Below are 15,565 nucleotides of genomic sequence, written 5' to 3' on the forward strand. Positions count from 1 at the left end.
CAGGAAATATGTTGGAGGAATTGAGAATGAGCTTTACAGAATTGATAAATGATAACGTTGCCTATATTGTAATAGGAATTGCTGGATTTACGATATTACTATTCTTCTTAGTAATTATTCTATATGTAAAAAATAGTAAATTAAAGAATAAGTATAAAAAGTTTATGACAGGTCAATCCGGTGAGAATTTAGAATCGGAGATATTATCCCGCTTTGCAGATATTGATCAATTAAAGAAAGATACATTAGATATAGAGAAAGAAATTGATAAAATCAAAGAAAATCTTACGATTACAATTCAAAAAGTAGGTGTTGTAAAGTATGATGCATTTAAAGAAATGGGTGGCAAATTAAGCTTTGTACTTGCATTGTTGGATAAGAGAAATAATGGAATATTATTAAATTCTGTTCATAGCAGTAGGGAAGGATGTTATACCTATATTAAAGAAATTATTAATGGAGAATCCTTCTTGGAGTTATCCGAAGACGAAAAAAATGCCTTAGAAATGGCTTTAAATAGTAATAATTATATGGCATAAAATAATAAAATTATAAAATAACACTGGGCTTTCATCACGTATCATTATAAATTGTGTTGAAAACCCAGTGTTATTTTTTATACATAAACTTTACTTTAGAGGACGATACTCAAAATTTAAGAATTAATTATACTTATTTCACCTTTTTTGGAACGTTTCCTCTGCCATAGTAAGCAATCAGGTAAAGCTCTTCTAATTCTGATACGAGAGGAAGTCTCGGATTTGCTGTAGTACACTGATCACCAAATGCCAGATCAGCCAGGGCTGATACCTTATTGAGGAAATGCTTCTCATCAATTCCATACTCCTTTAGGGTAGCTGGAATACCTAGATGACGATTTAATTCTTCCACATCCTTTGCTAACATTTCTACGGCGTCTGCATTGTTCTTAGGACTCTTACCTAATTTCTTCATTAACTCAAAGATCTTATCGGAAACAATGTAGCTTTCATATTTCGGGAAAGAGGTAAACTTAGTCGGACATTCTACACCATTATATCGAATCACATGAGGTAGCAAGATAGCATTTGCACATCCATGAGGAATATGGTATTCACCACCAAGCTTATGAGCAAGTGAGTGATTGATACCTAAAAATGCATTTGTAAATGCCATACCAGCAATGGTAGATGCATTGTGCATTTTTTCCCGAGCTATAGGATTATTGGCTCCTTGATCGTAGGATTCTCTTAAATAACGGAATACCATATCGATTGCGTGAATTGCAAGAGCATCCGTGTAATCGGAAGCAAGCACTGAAATATAAGCTTCAAATGCATGAGTCAGAACATCCATACCGGTCCAAGCGGTAGATTGCTTTGGTACACTCATTACAAAATCAGGATCAATAATAGCTACATCTGGAGTTAACTCGTAGTCAGCGAGAGGATATTTTTTATTCTCTTTGGTATCTGAAATAACAGCAAAGGAAGTCACTTCTGATCCAGTACCGGAAGTAGTAGGTATTGCTACAAACTTAGACTTCTTACCTAACTGAGGAAATTTATAAGCACGCTTACGAATATCTAAAAACTTAAGAGACATATTCTTGAAGTCTGCTTCCGGATTCTCAAAGAACAGCCACATACCTTTGGCAGCATCAATAGCAGAACCGCCTCCAAGTGCAATAATAACATCTGGATTAAACTTAGTCATTGCATCCACACCCTTGAGTATCGTATCAAGGCTGGGATCTGGTTCAACCTGGTCAAAGATCTCACAATGAACATAATCAGTACGTTTTCTTAACTGATATAAAACTTTACTTACATAACCAAGTTTCGTCATGGAAGGGTCAGTTACAATAAATGCTTTTGAAATCTCAGGCATTTTCGCTAAATAGGAAATGGAACCAGATTCAAAGTAGATTTTGCTGGGAACCTTAAACCATTGCATATTTACCCTCCTCTTTGCTACACGTTTATAATTTACTAAATCTACTGCGGATACATTGTGAGTAGTAGAGTTACCACCATAGGATCCACAACCTAAAGTAAGGGAAGGCATATTTGTATTGTACAAATCACCGATAGCACCATGAGTGGAAGGTGAATTTACAAGGATACGTCCTGTTCTCATTCTAGCGGAGAATACATTAATAACCTCACTATCAGTGGAATGGATTACGGAAGAGTGTCCTAAACCACCAAGTTCAATCATTTTCTCACATAACTGGAATCCTTCTTCTGTATTCTTTGCTTTAATTACAGCAAGAACTGGTGAGAGTTTTTCTTTGGATAATGGATACTCAGGACCAACACCATCTAACTCAGTACAAAGAATCTTCGTTTGAGGAGGGATCTTAATTCCTGCTAATGCTGCTATATCAAAGGGTGATTGACCAACAATAGCGGGATTTACATTTCCGTTCTGAGGATTAATAACAACAGGCTCCAGAAGCTTTATTTCTTCCTTTGTTGCAAAATAGCATCCAGCCTTCTTCATTAGTTCTACTACTTCATCATAAACAGGAGCATCAATAATGGCAGCCTGTTCGGAAGCACAGATCATACCGTTGTCAAAGGATTTCGATAAAACTAAGTCATTTACAGCGCGTTTTAGGTTTGCTGTCTTTTCAATAAAGCAGGGAACGTTACCTGGACCCACACCGAGTGCTGGTTTACCACAGGAATAAGCTTGTTTTACCATACCAGATCCACCTGTAGCTAAAATCATGGAAACGTCGGGATGATTCATAAGCTCTCTGGTAGCATCTATAGAAGGATACTCGATCCACTGGATACAGTTCTTAGGAGCACCAGCTTTTACTGCAGCTTCATATAATGTTTTTGCAGCCTCCACTGAACACTGCTGAGCGCTAGGATGAAAACCAAACACAATGGGATTTCTCGTTTTAATACAGGTTAAACATTTAAACATAGTAGTAGATGTAGGATTTGTAACAGGTGTTACACCGGCTACGACGCCAACAGGCTCAGCAACGATCATATAATCCTCTTCTTCGTTATCTTCAATAATACCTACCGTTTTTTGATATTTAATAGAATGCCAAACATATTCCGTAGCAAATATATTTTTAGTAATCTTATCTTCGTAAATACCACGCTTTGTCTCTTCTACTGCCATCTTAGCCAGAACCTGTTGTTTTGCAAGGCCAGCTAAAGCCATCTCATGTACAATATTGTCAATCGTTTCCTGATCTAATAATAAAAACTCATTTAAAGCTTGACGAGCATTCTTAACTAAAGCATCTACATGTTCCTTAGGTGTGAGTTGTGCATTCTTTGACATAAGCATCCTCCTTTATATCGTTAAAAATTTAACATATTGGGTATACTCAATATAGCAGAATTTATATTATTTGTAAATAGAATTGTTAAATAAATAACAATCAAAATTAAAGCCGATTTTAAAAAAAAAATATAAAATATATACAATGCGGATAGTATTGTGATAAAATGACTACAATGATGCATAAAAACGAGGGGTAAAAATAGCAAATATTTAGTAATTAATTACTAAGATCGAGCATATAATACATAAATCGACATTTTATTACAAGATTAGTGCCATAGTATGATTGAAAAAAAGTATTAAATAAGAGATGATAGTTTTTATAAATGATGCCGATTAGAGGGAAGTGATAATAATGAGAATTATTTCTGTAGATTCGGTTAAGGGAAATGAATTATTAGCAAAAGATATTATGAATAATAATGATTCTGTCTTAATGACGGCCGGAACCATTGTGAAAAGAGAATATGTAAAGAGATTAAAGGAATTGGATATAGAATATATATATGTAGAAGATGATTTGGCAAAAGGCGTGAGTTTAACAAGCAGTCTGGAGTTGCAGATTAAGGATCAATGCCAGGAAGCAATTAGGGAAATATTATTAAAATATTCCTATAACAGTAATACGGAACTAGAAGACATTAAATTTGTTGCGGATGATATTATCTATGATATTATGAAGGATCCGGAGGTAATCTTTAATCTATCAAGTATACGTGATAAGAGTGAAAGTACCTATTCTCATTCATTGAATGTGTGTGCGCTCTCTGTCATATTAGCCCTTAAGCTGAGACTCCCGAAAGCTAAGATCAGGGATATTGCGATTGGATGCTTGTTACATGACATTGGTTTTAACTATATTACAATCGATTATCATAATTTAATACTGGAGAATTGTGACGATACAGTAAAAAAAGAAATAAAGAAGCATATCATATACGGATACTCTGCAATTGAGAAAATGGATTGGTTATCTAAGATATCGAAAGATATTATAATTAGTCATCATGAACGGATTGATGGTTCAGGATATCCATTCCACTTAAAAAAGGAACGTATTAAAATAGGAAGTAAGATTGCAGCAGTGTGTGATGAGTTTGATAGCAGGGTATATGGAAATTTAACAAGAAAAATGAAGGTGCATGATGCTATCGATTATATAGTAAGCCAGGCCGGAGTGCTGTTTGATTTCTCCGTTGTAAAAGCTTTCGTGGATTCCGTAGCGGCGTATCCGACAGGCGCTTTAGTAATAACGAATCAAGATGAGATAGGAATTGTATTAAGACAGAATCCACAATGCCCTACCAGGCCGGTAATTCGCATTATACAGACAAAGGATGGAAATAAGCCGGATGACTGGGTTGAAAAGGATTTAACAAAAGAACTTACCTTATTTATAAGAGATACCATATTAGATTAATCAATTCATCCATGCCTTGTGGATAACATACAATTATTGTGGATTAATTACATAATAAGCAAATTCTTGGTTGATGATGATAAAATCAAAAGCTCTGTTCAAATGATAGAATTCTATTATTATTTGTCAGAGCTTTCTTGTTATTATATGGGCACTTGCCAGAGAGGGTAAAATATGATATAAATAATTATCACATGAAATGATGCGTGAGAACGTAGAATATAAAGTAGAACGGTAATGAATGGAAGTGAGAATATGCATAGTTATTTAAGAGCAATAGGATTTAGCAATATAAATAATCGAATGGAGTTAAATCAGCTATTCGATAATATAACCGAACACGCTACGAAGAAGCGTATCATACAAATGAATAATACCGGTAATCTGGCTGAAATTACCATGGAATACGGTGAAGGGATCGGTATTACCCTTCGTGGAGAAATGGATGAGAATAATAATTTTCATATGGAGCATTATTTTCCCTGTGTTCTCGGACATAATGTCAGCACCAGAGAAGAAGTGGGTATCAATAAAAGAGTAGATGCAGAGGCTTATACCGGAATGTGTGATGATTACCGTCTTGGTGTTTCGCTTATTTTTTATTTACAGAATGTTATTGAATACCTGGAGAAGAAAAATCAGAATATGCCCATGAATACGCCGTTTAATATTACACTGGCTGCGTTATCTCTGGAGGGGAAGATTCTGTTACCGATTGAAATGAATGAAGTTCAGGTTAGAAATATTAGTGCGGAAACGAAATATCGAAATAATCTTATCGCGGAAGCTAAAAAAGGGAACCAGGATGCCATTGATAGTCTCACAATCGATGATATTGATACCTATGCTATGGTTTCCAGAAGAGCTAAAAAGGAAGACATTTATTCTATCGTAGATACATCCTTTATTCCCTTTGGATCAGAGTCTGATAACTATAGTGTCATTGCGACCATTACGGATTGCAATATCATAACCAATTCCTATACGAAGGAAGAGGTTTATGACTTACAGCTATTATGTAACGATATCATCTTCCGTGTATGCATCAATAAAGAGGATTTAATAGGAGAGCCCCTTGTAGGCAGAAGATTTAAGGGGAACATCTGGATGCAGGGAAGCATCGCTTTTTCAGAGCAGACAAAGGATTGATGAATAGTATTGACTTAGCATGAAGGAAATAGTAGAATAAATACGTTGCGTGAGTGTGCTTGTAGCTCAGCAGGATAGAGCGTCCGCCTCCTAAGCGGAAGGTCGTGGGTTCGAATCCCGTCAAGCACGTTAAAATAGCACATAATAAAGCGTTATTAAGCTTACAGGGATGTAAGACTTAATAGCGCTTTTTATTTTACAAATAAATACCTGCTATAAATAATGGAAGGCCTTTGTATCAAATATAATATCAATTTACATCGAATTAACAGAATATATACAAAAACATGGTATCAGTATTTTTAAATTAATGATAATTTCTTATTGTATTAAGATAACAATTAGGTTGCCAAGGAAATTAGAGAATGCAAGCTTATAGAAAGGAATGATTAATAATGAAAAATGTGATAATAGGTATAATCTCACTACTGCTACTATTGATTATGATAGGAAGCCTCAGTTCCTGTGCAAAATCAGATGAATACCCGGATAATGCCCCTGAACATTCAAATAACTCGAAAGAAATTGAAATCAAAAAAATAGCCGGGACGATAACAATGGCCGGCTCAACCTCAATGGAAAAACTGGCAAATGCTTTATCGGAAGCCTTTATGGAGAAGTATCCGGATATGTTAGTGTCCGCAGAATTTATTGGATCAGGCGCTGGAATTGAAGCAGTACTTTCGAGCACAGTGAATATCGGAAATTCATCAAGACATTTAAAGGAAACTGAAATCAGCAACGGTGCAGTTGAAAATATTGTAGCAATTGATGGTATTGCCGTAATTTTAGATAAATCCAATTCCAAAAATGATATTTCAATGGATCAATTAAAGAAAATTTTTACTGGAGAAATAAACAATTGGAGTAAAATTGGGGGCGAGAATCAGCCAATTGTAGTAATAGGAAGGGAAGCAGGTTCAGGGACAAGGGATGCCTTTGAAGAATTACTCGGAATTGAAGAAAAGTGTAAGTATTCCAATGAGATTAATAGTACAGGAGGTGTAATGGCGAAAGTGGCCTCTACACCGGGAGCAGTAGGATATGTATCCTTAGATGTATTGGATGATACCGTTAGTGTAGCAAAAATAGATGGAACAGAGCCCACTGAAGAAATGATTAAGGCAGGATCTTATTTATTAAGCCGTCCCTTTATTATGGCTACCAAGGGTGAAATTTCTAATCAGACGCTGGAGATTCAAGCATTTTTTGAATTTATTAAATCAGAAGAAGGAAAAGAATTGATTCGAAGGATAGGATTAATCAATGTAGATTAAGAATTATGATTATTTCACAAATAATAATTGTTATCCATTATTGAAACATATTACAAGGAGAACGATATGAGTGAAAAGAGCATCTCCATAGTTGGGAGCTATAAAACAAAAAATACAGTCGAAAAAACAGCCGCTTTTCTATTTGTTATATGTGCCTTTGTTGCTGTTCTGGCAGTACTATCAATAACGATTTATATGATTGTGGGAGGAACACCAGCTATCTTTGAAGTAGGTTTAAAGAATATTCTGCTTGGTACCGTGTGGAAACCCACAGCATCAGAACCTCAGTATGGAATATTATATGTAATCTTAACTTCAATTGTTGGTACGATCTTAGCGGTTCTGATAGGAGTTCCGATCGGAGTTATGACAGCAGTCTTTTTAGCAGAGACAGCTCCGACTAGACTTTCAGCATTAGTGAAGCCTGCGGTTGAATTATTAGCTGGCATCCCCTCCGTTATCTTTGGTCTGCTTGGAATATTAATATTAAATCCATTGATATATCAATTGGAAATGGCAGTGTTCAAGGATAATCCAAATCATCAGTTTACCGGAGGATCAAATTTGATATCTGCGGTATTGGTCCTGGCCATTATGATCTTGCCAACAGTAATCAATATCAGCGAATCAGCATTAAGAGCTGTTCCATCACACTATAAGCAGGCCTCTCTTGCATTAGGAGCATCTCATATTCAGACTATCTTTAAAGTAATTGTTCCAGCAGCAAAATCAGGAATTATCACAGCTATTGTTCTTGGAGTCGGTAGAGCAATAGGGGAAGCGATGGCCATAAGCCTTGTAGCTGGTAATGGGGCCAATCTTCCTCTGCCCTTCCACTCAGTAAGGTTTCTGACAACAGCGGTTGTAAATGAAATGTCTTATGCAGCTGATACCCATAAGAGAGTGCTATTTACAATAGGATTGGTACTGTTCGTGTTTATTATGCTTATTAATTTGGTTCTGAATAAAGTAATGAAGGGAGGGATAGAAGATGTTAACAGTTAACAGTATATACGAAAGAAAAAGCAGACCGCTCGAAGGGCTGATGCATGTAATTATATATCTGTGCTCATCCATTTCCATCTTGCTTCTGATCGGAATTGTAAGCTATGTGGGTATACGTGGTATCTCAGCTGTAAATTGGACCTTCCTTACAAATGTTCCGAGTGCAATCAAGGGAACTTCCGGAATTGCAGGAAATATTATTAATACCCTTTATATGATTTTAATAACGCTCGTTATTGCAATTCCTTTTGGAGTGGGAGGAGCAATCTACCTAAATGAGTATGCAAAACCCGGAAAACTGGTCAGTCTGATAGAGTTTACTACAGAAACACTGGCAGGAATTCCTTCTATTATATATGGACTATTTGGTTATGTGTTTTTTGGTATTACGTTAAAATTGGGCTACTCCATATTAACCGGTGCATTTACATTATCTCTTATGGTGCTGCCTTTGATTACAAGAAATACTCAGGAGGCATTAAGGACTGTTCCCGGTATCTACCGAAATGGGGCTTTAGGTATTGGAGCAACTAAATGGTATATGATTCGGACTATACTTCTTCCTTCAGCTATGCCAGGAATAATAACCGGGATTATTCTCTCTATTGGACGTATTGTCGGTGAATCCGCAGCATTGCTTTTCACAGCAGGGAGTGGTTATCTTCTTCCTAGGTTAGGTCAGTACGGAGAAGGTTTATTTCAAAAAATTCTTCAGCCAGGAGGTACATTAACTATTCAGTTGTTTCTTAGTATGGAAAAGGCCCAGTATGAAACTGCATTCGGTATTGCACTAGTTTTACTGGTCATTGTCTTTAGTATAAATATTATAACCAAGTATTTAACGAAAAAATTCAATGTGAACAAGTAGTATTAACAATTGCTTATATCTATAAATAGATAAATCAGGGAGTGTGTATGGTAAAAAATAAAATTATTGCAAAGGATTTGAATCTGTATTACGGATCAAATCATGCGTTGAAAAATATTAGTATGAACATAAAGGAGAAGTCGATTACAGCATTTATTGGCCCATCCGGTTGTGGTAAATCGACCTTCTTAAAAACATTAAATCGTATGAATGATCTGATTGCCGGAGTAAAAATCGAAGGTCTTGTCACACTGGATGGTGAGAATATATATGATGACAAAGTGGACACAACATTACTACGAAAGAAAGTCGGCATGGTATTTCAACAGCCAAACCCATTTCCAATGTCTATCTATGATAATATTGCTTATGGTCCTAGAATTCATGGAATAAAGACAAAATCTAGACTGGATGAAATTGTGGAGCAAAGTCTGAGAGGAGCCGCATTGTATGAAGAGGTAAAGGATCGTTTGAAAAAATCTGCTCTTGGACTCTCCGGTGGACAACAGCAAAGACTATGTATTGCAAGAGCACTAGCAGTGGAGCCAGAAGTTCTTCTTATGGATGAACCCACATCAGCACTTGATCCAATCTCAACATTAAAAATAGAAGATTTAATGTCAGAACTGAAGGAAAAGTATACCGTTGCTATCGTAACGCATAACATGCAACAGGCTGCCAGAATCAGTGATTATACTGCTTTCTTTTTGGTCGGAGAAATGGTAGAGTATGCACCCACGGATATTCTGTTCACTCGTCCGGCAGATAAACGTACAGAGGACTATATAACCGGTAGATTTGGTTAACATTATAAATAACTATTTGATAAATCTGATAGTAATAAGGATAATTTGACATATAGAATCCTAATAATTATAATTGATGAATGGAGGTATCTCATGACAGCAAGGATAAGCTTTGAGTATGAGTTACAGCAATTAAAAGATAACTTAACTGAAATGGGACAGCTAATTGAGACCGCAATAGAAAAAACGCTGGAAGCATTTGAAACCCAAAATGAAGAGTTAGCGAGAGAAATTATTCAAGGCGATCGAAATATTAATGATATAGAAAAAGCGATTGAATCAAGATGTCTCAGTTTGATTTTAAAACAACAGCCTGTAGCTCGGGATCTAAGAATAGTTACAACAGCGCTGAAGGTAGTCACTGACATGGAGCGCATCGGAGATCATGCTGCGGACATTGCGGAGTTAATTCTCAGAGAAAAAAGACAACATGTCTATAATCTTGTAAAACATATACCGGAGATGGGGACCGTTGCAAAGAACATGGTACACGACGCAGTAAATGCATTTATAAATATAGATATTGAGGAAGCAAGAGAAATCATAAAAAGAGATGATAAGGTTGATGAACTCTTTGATAAGGTTAAAGAGGAAGTGGCAAACTTGCTTCGTACCTCCAATGAGCATGTTGATCAGTGCGTTGATATTTTGATGATAGCAAAGTATTTTGAGCGAATTGGAGATCATGCAGTAAATATTTGCGAGTGGACGGAATTTCATGAGACAGGATCCGTAAACAATATCCGAATATTATAAATAGGAGGACATTCCTATGGAAAAAATATATATAATTGAAGATGATGAAAATATCCGCGAGCTGCTTAAGGTTGCGTTGGAGGGCTTTGGCTACAGTACACAGACATATGAAGCCGCAGAACCGGCGCTCTTGGATATGAAGAATGAGAAGCCGGATTTGGCGATTTTCGATGTAATGCTTCCCGGTATGGACGGTCTGACTGCAATCCGATTATTAAGAGAGGACCCCAGACTAGAGGACGTTCCGATCATCTGCCTGACTGCCAAGGATAAGGAATTGGATAAGGTAATGGGTCTAGATGTGGGTGCGGACGATTATATAACCAAACCTTTTGGCGTGCTGGAGCTAGCAGCCAGAATTCGGTCTTTATTACGAAGAGCCAGTAAAGAGGATAATAAAGATATTATAAAAGTTAAGAATCTATTGATTAATACGCTTACAAGAGAGGTTACAGTTGATGATATACCGATTGAGTTAACCTTTAAAGAATATGAGCTCTTGCTATTCCTCCTGGAAAATAGTTCTCGAGTTGTAAATCGAGATGAACTATTAAATAAAATCTGGGGTTATGAGTATGATGGAGAATCCAGAACATTGGATATCCATATTCGTACTCTAAGGCAAAAGCTAGGAGATCTTGGTACGGAATGTATTAAAACAATTCGTAGTGTAGGATATCGCTTCGTGAAAAATTAAGGTATAGTTCTATAGGATACACGATAGCCCTTGATAGCATGTGTCGCAGATTTAGAATTGATGATTCACAGGAGACTAGAATGAAGAAAGCCATATTCCAGAGATTTATACTGGTGTTATCGCTGGCGCTTATTTTAAGCGGCAGTATTTTTGGTGCGGTAATCAGTAATATTATATTGGATAGGACGGAGAATGATATGCTTTACTCAATTCGTATAGCGGATTATGGGTTTGATTATTCAGGAGATATAAAAGAACAAGTACGAAGACTGAAAGATATCAAAGGAAATGAAGTATCCCGCTTTACAGTAATTGATCTTCATGGTAATGTTGTTGCAGATAGTGATGTCAATGACAGCACCATCATGGAAAATCATAGTGACAGGGAAGAGATCAAGGAAGCTATAAAAAACCGAGTCGGTTATGCTATTAGAAAATCGGATACGGTCTCTATATCCATGCTTTATGTTGCCTGTATATCGAAGGAGGAAAACTATATTCTACGTATGGCAGTACCTTTTTCCGGGGCTGAGGAATATATAGGGATATTAATTCCGGCAATACTAGCCAGTATTGGTATTACCTTATTAATATCAATCATCCTAGCGGAGCGTTTTTCTCGATCCGTTACAAAACCATTAAATGAGATTGCTGAGGAAATGCTAAAACTAAATGAGGAGGATCCTGAGTTTCATTTTAGAAAATATGAGTACGACGAAATGAATGTCATTGCCGAGACAACAATGCAGATGTCTAAGTCTGTGAAAGAATCCATGAAGCAAATTGAATTTGAAAAGCTGATTCGTCAGGAGTTTTTCTCAAATGCTTCCCATGAATTAAAAACACCACTTACTTCAATCTGTGGCTATATTGAGCTTCTGGAAAGTGATATGGTCCATGATGATAATATGAGGAAGGATTTCTTAAAGAGAATTAAAAAAGAGGCCGAAAACATGACCAACTTAATAGGAGATATTTTAATGATATCCAGACTTGAAACGAAAGAAGCAGAGGTTACACTCTCGGATGTCCGGATTAGCCCACTGCTCAATGAGGTATGTAATTCCCTAGAACCTTTAGCGAAGGAGTACCAGGTCACACTTAGCACAATATGCAGTCCATTGGTGATAAAGGCGAATGAACAGCAAATGAGAGAATTGTTTAATAATCTGATAATTAATGCTATTAAATATAATAAACCTGGAGGTAAGGTCAAGGTTACAATAAGTTCGGAAGGGAAAGAGATTCTAATTGTAGTGGAGGATACCGGTGTTGGTATTCCTAAGGAAGCGCAGCAAAGGATTTTTGAACGTTTTTATCGAGTTGATAAGGGAAGAAGTAAAAAAGTAGGAGGTACCGGATTGGGTCTTTCCATAGTAAAGCATATTGTAAATTATTATGGGGGATCTATCGAACTGGAAAGCAAGGTGATGGAAGGATCAAAATTTATGGTCCATCTGCCGAGAGAACAGTAAAAAAGGTATTAAACCATAAAAAAAATAAGTTTTTTATAAGATTTTTGTTAAATTTATTGAAAAATTAATTTATTTATGGTATATGTCGATATATAATATAGGAAAAAGGTACTAGATAAGAAGTTAAGCATCAGCGAAAGGAAGCATTCAAGGATGAAGAAAAGACTTAACATTATAATATTCAGTCTGTGTTTTATTATTGCAGTGATGGCAGAAGCCTACTGCTTTATTGTGTTGAAAGGGGATCTCATCAGCGTAATAGGAATCGGTATTGTTGTATTAATAACCGGCTATCTTATGATAGATTCCATCCTAAGTATGTTTATGAATCAACGGGAAGAAATGAAAAAACAGATAGAACAGCTTTATATAGAAGAATCAAAAAAATGGAATGAATGTTATGAGGAGCTCTTAAACTTACAAAAAGAGAACTATACTGCAGTAAAGAAAAACACAGAGATGCTTGAGAAACAATTAGAAGAGCTGATGCTTCGATTGGATACCTTAGAAAATAACAATTGCAATGCGATGAATAAAATATCAGAGTTACAACTTATGGATATGGAAGGTCAGAAGAAGGCACTTAATTTAGAAATAAAGTATCAAAGAGAAAACACGGAACAGTTGAAAAAAGCATTTATAAAGGTAGCCAATCAGATTGCTTCCAGCAAAGTTGTAGCAATGGATCATAAACATAAAATTGATGGTAAAAAAGAAGTAGGGAAAGATGCGAATAAAGTCGCACCTTCTGTAGTTCCACTTTACAATGATCCGAATAAAGAGCTGACAAAAGATGAAATAGCAGCCCTTTTCGAATCCTATGGTCAATAATTATAAATCGAGAAACTCATCGTTACGATACGAGCGTCGTCTTGCTCTCTTCTTATAGTAGGCATTTCTTCTCTTGAGGCGTGGACGCTCTACTAAAATATAATATAGGGTTATTATGATAAGGAATAATCCGACTATAATTCCGAGGATAATCGGACGCAGACTACTATCTGCTTTTTCCACAGTTGTTTCCTCCGGAATAGTAGTGGGATTATTTTGTTGTGTTTCAACCGGAGTTAACTTAAGCTTGTCCTCACCATGATATAGTATGTCTGCTCCTCCCACATACTTATTATTATAGGTATAAGAAATCTTACCAATTACGCCGTTATCCTTCTGTTCCGACGCAGGGAAAAAAACGACCTCTCTCTGTGCATCTTTAAGGGACGCTGAATTTGGTAATACCAGATATCCTTTATCGTCGGTAATGATCGGTGTATTCGATTTGCTTAACAGGGAATTATATTTTGTAAATAGAGGAGATTCATTTGATGTCTGGGTATCCTCCATATCAGCAATCGGATATATGGAAAAGTTCTCATATGCAAAGTCAAATAAATTCTGTGTATCAGTATATTGATGAGCACTACTATCATCCTTCATAATAACGCAGATTAGTTCTAAATCGCCTCTTTTTGCAACAGAAACCAAAGTATATTTGGCAACGCTGGTATATCCGGTTTTTCCACCAATACAACCATCATAGGTATAACCTTGATTTAATACAAATTTATGATGATTTCTAAGATATCTGGTTTCTGATTGAAGGTTTGTAGGCGGTATTTGATAAGTGCGAGTTGCAAAAATCTTACGAAACGCTTCATTTTTCATAGATTCCCTTGTGATCAAAGCCATATCATAGGCCGTTGTATAGTGATTCTCATCAGGAAGGCCATGTGGATTCATAAAATGAGTATTCTTGCAACCGATGCTTTTTGCACGCTCATTCATAAGTGAAGCAAAACTGTCAACGTCTCCCGATACAAATTCTGCAACGGCATGGGTAACCTCATTGGCAGATTCAAGGAGCATTCCATAAAGGCATTGTTGTATGGTAAGCTGCTCGCCTACATCGATTCCAATACGACTGCTGTCAAGATCTACATCAAAGACAGCGGACTTAGAAAAAGTAACAACATCTCCCATGGAGGAATTCTCTATGGCTAGTAAAGCAGTCATAATCTTTGTTATGCTGGCTGGATAATAAGTTTCATTGATATTTTTCTCATATAAAATAAGCCCGGTGGAAGCCTCCATAACAATCGCAGCTTCAGCATGAACGCTGGGTCCTTCAGGCCATTCCTGTTCTGAAGTTTCTTGTGAAGAGGTATCTGTTGTGGATGCAGATACAGCAACAGCAGACAGAGCAGGGGATATGAGCAATATCAGTGTACTTATTATTAATAATACCAGTCGTTTCATAAAACCTCCTAATAAACAAAGAAAACTACTTATCATGCCTTTCTTATTTTACTATAGGAAGAAAGGCATTGCAAATAAAAAACATAAGAAATTACGAATATTTCCATAAATAACGGAGAATTCCTTCGTAATTGGTTATCGCACAAAATTAGTCCAGGTTCTTTCAATCGGTTCCGGAGAGGGATAAGCCGATTGCCCGTATTGCTTTATGTTAAGCATCCAAGCCATATTATTGGCCAGATTCTTCAGAACGCAGATGCCCTCTGCATCTTCAGAAATTTCCCCTGGCTTATTACCATGAATAACATTCCAGTAATAGGATGGAGCAATCATCATTTCAGAAATAAGAAAATAATTATTTAACTGGTCGAAGGTAGTTACACCACCGGAACGGCGAGGAATTGCAATAGAAGCGCCAACCTTTAACCTCATTCTGCCATGGGATGGATAAAACAGACGATCCAAGAAGCTTTTCATGGTTCCTGCAATTCCAGCGTAATAAACAGGGCTTCCCAGTAAGATACCATCTGCTGCATAAACCTTATTCGAAATCTCCTGAAGCTTT

At 36.4% G+C, this 15,565-nt stretch carries 14 protein-coding genes and 1 tRNA gene; 12 read left to right on the top strand and 3 right to left on the bottom strand.

Annotated elements, in window-relative coordinates:
- The first annotated feature begins 26 nt into the window (after nt 1-26).
- Complete coding sequence (locus tag H0486_RS18055) at nt 27-539, top strand: DUF4446 family protein (protein ID WP_228354310.1); 513 nt, start codon at nt 27-29, stop codon at nt 537-539.
- Between the two features lie 133 nt (nt 540-672).
- On the opposite strand, the gene adhE is transcribed toward H0486_RS18055, so the two are convergent.
- A complete protein-coding gene (gene adhE, locus H0486_RS18060; protein WP_323163562.1) occupies nt 673-3,291 on the bottom strand; it encodes a bifunctional acetaldehyde-CoA/alcohol dehydrogenase in 2,619 nt (872 codons plus the stop codon).
- Between the two features lie 358 nt (nt 3,292-3,649).
- On the opposite strand from adhE, the gene H0486_RS18065 reads away from it, so the two are divergent.
- From H0486_RS18065 to H0486_RS18115, 11 genes are all read left to right on the top strand, one after another.
- Nucleotides 3,650-4,714 carry an HD-GYP domain-containing protein gene (locus H0486_RS18065; RefSeq protein WP_228354312.1) on the top strand — a complete coding sequence of 355 codons (1,065 nt, stop codon included), beginning with the start codon at nt 3,650-3,652 and terminating at the stop codon, nt 4,712-4,714.
- Nucleotides 4,715-4,969: 255 nt separating this feature from the next.
- Nucleotides 4,970-5,863, top strand: coding sequence for a DUF3881 family protein (locus H0486_RS18070; RefSeq protein ID WP_228354313.1), 894 nt, complete (start codon nt 4,970-4,972; stop codon nt 5,861-5,863).
- Between the two features lie 55 nt (nt 5,864-5,918).
- Nucleotides 5,919-5,992 (top strand) — tRNA-Arg (locus H0486_RS18075).
- Nucleotides 5,993-6,258: 266 nt separating this feature from the next.
- Nucleotides 6,259-7,140 (top strand): phosphate ABC transporter substrate-binding protein, encoded by an 882-nt coding sequence (locus H0486_RS18080; protein ID WP_228354314.1) that lies wholly within the window; start codon nt 6,259-6,261, stop codon nt 7,138-7,140.
- A 66-nt stretch (nt 7,141-7,206) separates the two neighbouring features.
- The gene (gene pstC, locus H0486_RS18085; protein WP_228354315.1) at nt 7,207-8,145 is read left to right on the top strand and encodes a phosphate ABC transporter permease subunit PstC; all 939 of its coding nucleotides are present in this window, start codon (nt 7,207-7,209) and stop codon (nt 8,143-8,145) included.
- Nucleotides 8,132-9,013: a phosphate ABC transporter permease PstA gene (pstA, locus tag H0486_RS18090; protein ID WP_228354316.1), complete on the top strand. Its 882-nt coding sequence runs from the start codon at nt 8,132-8,134 to the stop codon at nt 9,011-9,013. The genes pstC and pstA overlap by 14 nt, the downstream gene beginning before the upstream one ends.
- 47 nt (nt 9,014-9,060) lie before the next feature.
- The gene (gene pstB, locus H0486_RS18095) at nt 9,061-9,819 is read left to right on the top strand and encodes a phosphate ABC transporter ATP-binding protein PstB (RefSeq protein ID WP_228354317.1); all 759 of its coding nucleotides are present in this window, start codon (nt 9,061-9,063) and stop codon (nt 9,817-9,819) included.
- A 93-nt stretch (nt 9,820-9,912) separates the two neighbouring features.
- A complete protein-coding gene (gene phoU / locus H0486_RS18100) occupies nt 9,913-10,575 on the top strand; it encodes a phosphate signaling complex protein PhoU (protein WP_228354318.1) in 663 nt (220 codons plus the stop codon).
- Nucleotides 10,576-10,591: 16 nt separating this feature from the next.
- Nucleotides 10,592-11,272 (top strand): response regulator transcription factor, encoded by a 681-nt coding sequence (locus tag H0486_RS18105; protein ID WP_228354319.1) that lies wholly within the window; start codon nt 10,592-10,594, stop codon nt 11,270-11,272.
- Nucleotides 11,273-11,352: 80 nt separating this feature from the next.
- A complete protein-coding gene (locus H0486_RS18110) occupies nt 11,353-12,747 on the top strand; it encodes a sensor histidine kinase (protein ID WP_228354320.1) in 1,395 nt (464 codons plus the stop codon).
- A 153-nt stretch (nt 12,748-12,900) separates the two neighbouring features.
- Nucleotides 12,901-13,578 (top strand): hypothetical protein, encoded by a 678-nt coding sequence (locus H0486_RS18115; RefSeq protein ID WP_228354321.1) that lies wholly within the window; start codon nt 12,901-12,903, stop codon nt 13,576-13,578.
- Here the strand turns inward: H0486_RS18115 and H0486_RS18120 are convergent, their stop codons facing one another.
- Nucleotides 13,579-15,000, bottom strand: a complete 1,422-nt coding sequence (locus H0486_RS18120) for a D-alanyl-D-alanine carboxypeptidase family protein (RefSeq protein WP_228354322.1) — start codon at nt 14,998-15,000, stop codon at nt 13,579-13,581. It abuts the gene before it with no gap.
- Between the two features lie 135 nt (nt 15,001-15,135).
- Nucleotides 15,136-15,565: flavodoxin family protein (locus tag H0486_RS18125; protein ID WP_228354323.1), on the bottom strand; the 430-nt coding region annotated here is incomplete at its 5' end.

Origin of the sequence: Variimorphobacter saccharofermentans (assembly GCF_014174405.1) — a bacterium.
Lineage (GTDB): Bacteria > Bacillota > Clostridia > Lachnospirales > Lachnospiraceae > Mobilitalea > Mobilitalea saccharofermentans.

Coding starts and splice junctions, on each gene's coding strand:
- H0486_RS18055 (WP_228354310.1), top strand. CDS start 27: ATGAGCTTTACAGAATTGATAAATGATAACGTTGCCTATATTGTAATA.
- adhE (WP_323163562.1), bottom strand. CDS start 3,291: ATGTCAAAGAATGCACAACTCACACCTAAGGAACATGTAGATGCTTTA.
- H0486_RS18065 (WP_228354312.1), top strand. CDS start 3,650: ATGAGAATTATTTCTGTAGATTCGGTTAAGGGAAATGAATTATTAGCA.
- H0486_RS18070 (WP_228354313.1), top strand. CDS start 4,970: ATGCATAGTTATTTAAGAGCAATAGGATTTAGCAATATAAATAATCGA.
- H0486_RS18080 (WP_228354314.1), top strand. CDS start 6,259: ATGAAAAATGTGATAATAGGTATAATCTCACTACTGCTACTATTGATT.
- pstC (WP_228354315.1), top strand. CDS start 7,207: ATGAGTGAAAAGAGCATCTCCATAGTTGGGAGCTATAAAACAAAAAAT.
- pstA (WP_228354316.1), top strand. CDS start 8,132: ATGTTAACAGTTAACAGTATATACGAAAGAAAAAGCAGACCGCTCGAA.
- pstB (WP_228354317.1), top strand. CDS start 9,061: ATGGTAAAAAATAAAATTATTGCAAAGGATTTGAATCTGTATTACGGA.
- phoU (WP_228354318.1), top strand. CDS start 9,913: ATGACAGCAAGGATAAGCTTTGAGTATGAGTTACAGCAATTAAAAGAT.
- H0486_RS18105 (WP_228354319.1), top strand. CDS start 10,592: ATGGAAAAAATATATATAATTGAAGATGATGAAAATATCCGCGAGCTG.
- H0486_RS18110 (WP_228354320.1), top strand. CDS start 11,353: ATGAAGAAAGCCATATTCCAGAGATTTATACTGGTGTTATCGCTGGCG.
- H0486_RS18115 (WP_228354321.1), top strand. CDS start 12,901: ATGAAGAAAAGACTTAACATTATAATATTCAGTCTGTGTTTTATTATT.
- H0486_RS18120 (WP_228354322.1), bottom strand. CDS start 15,000: ATGAAACGACTGGTATTATTAATAATAAGTACACTGATATTGCTCATA.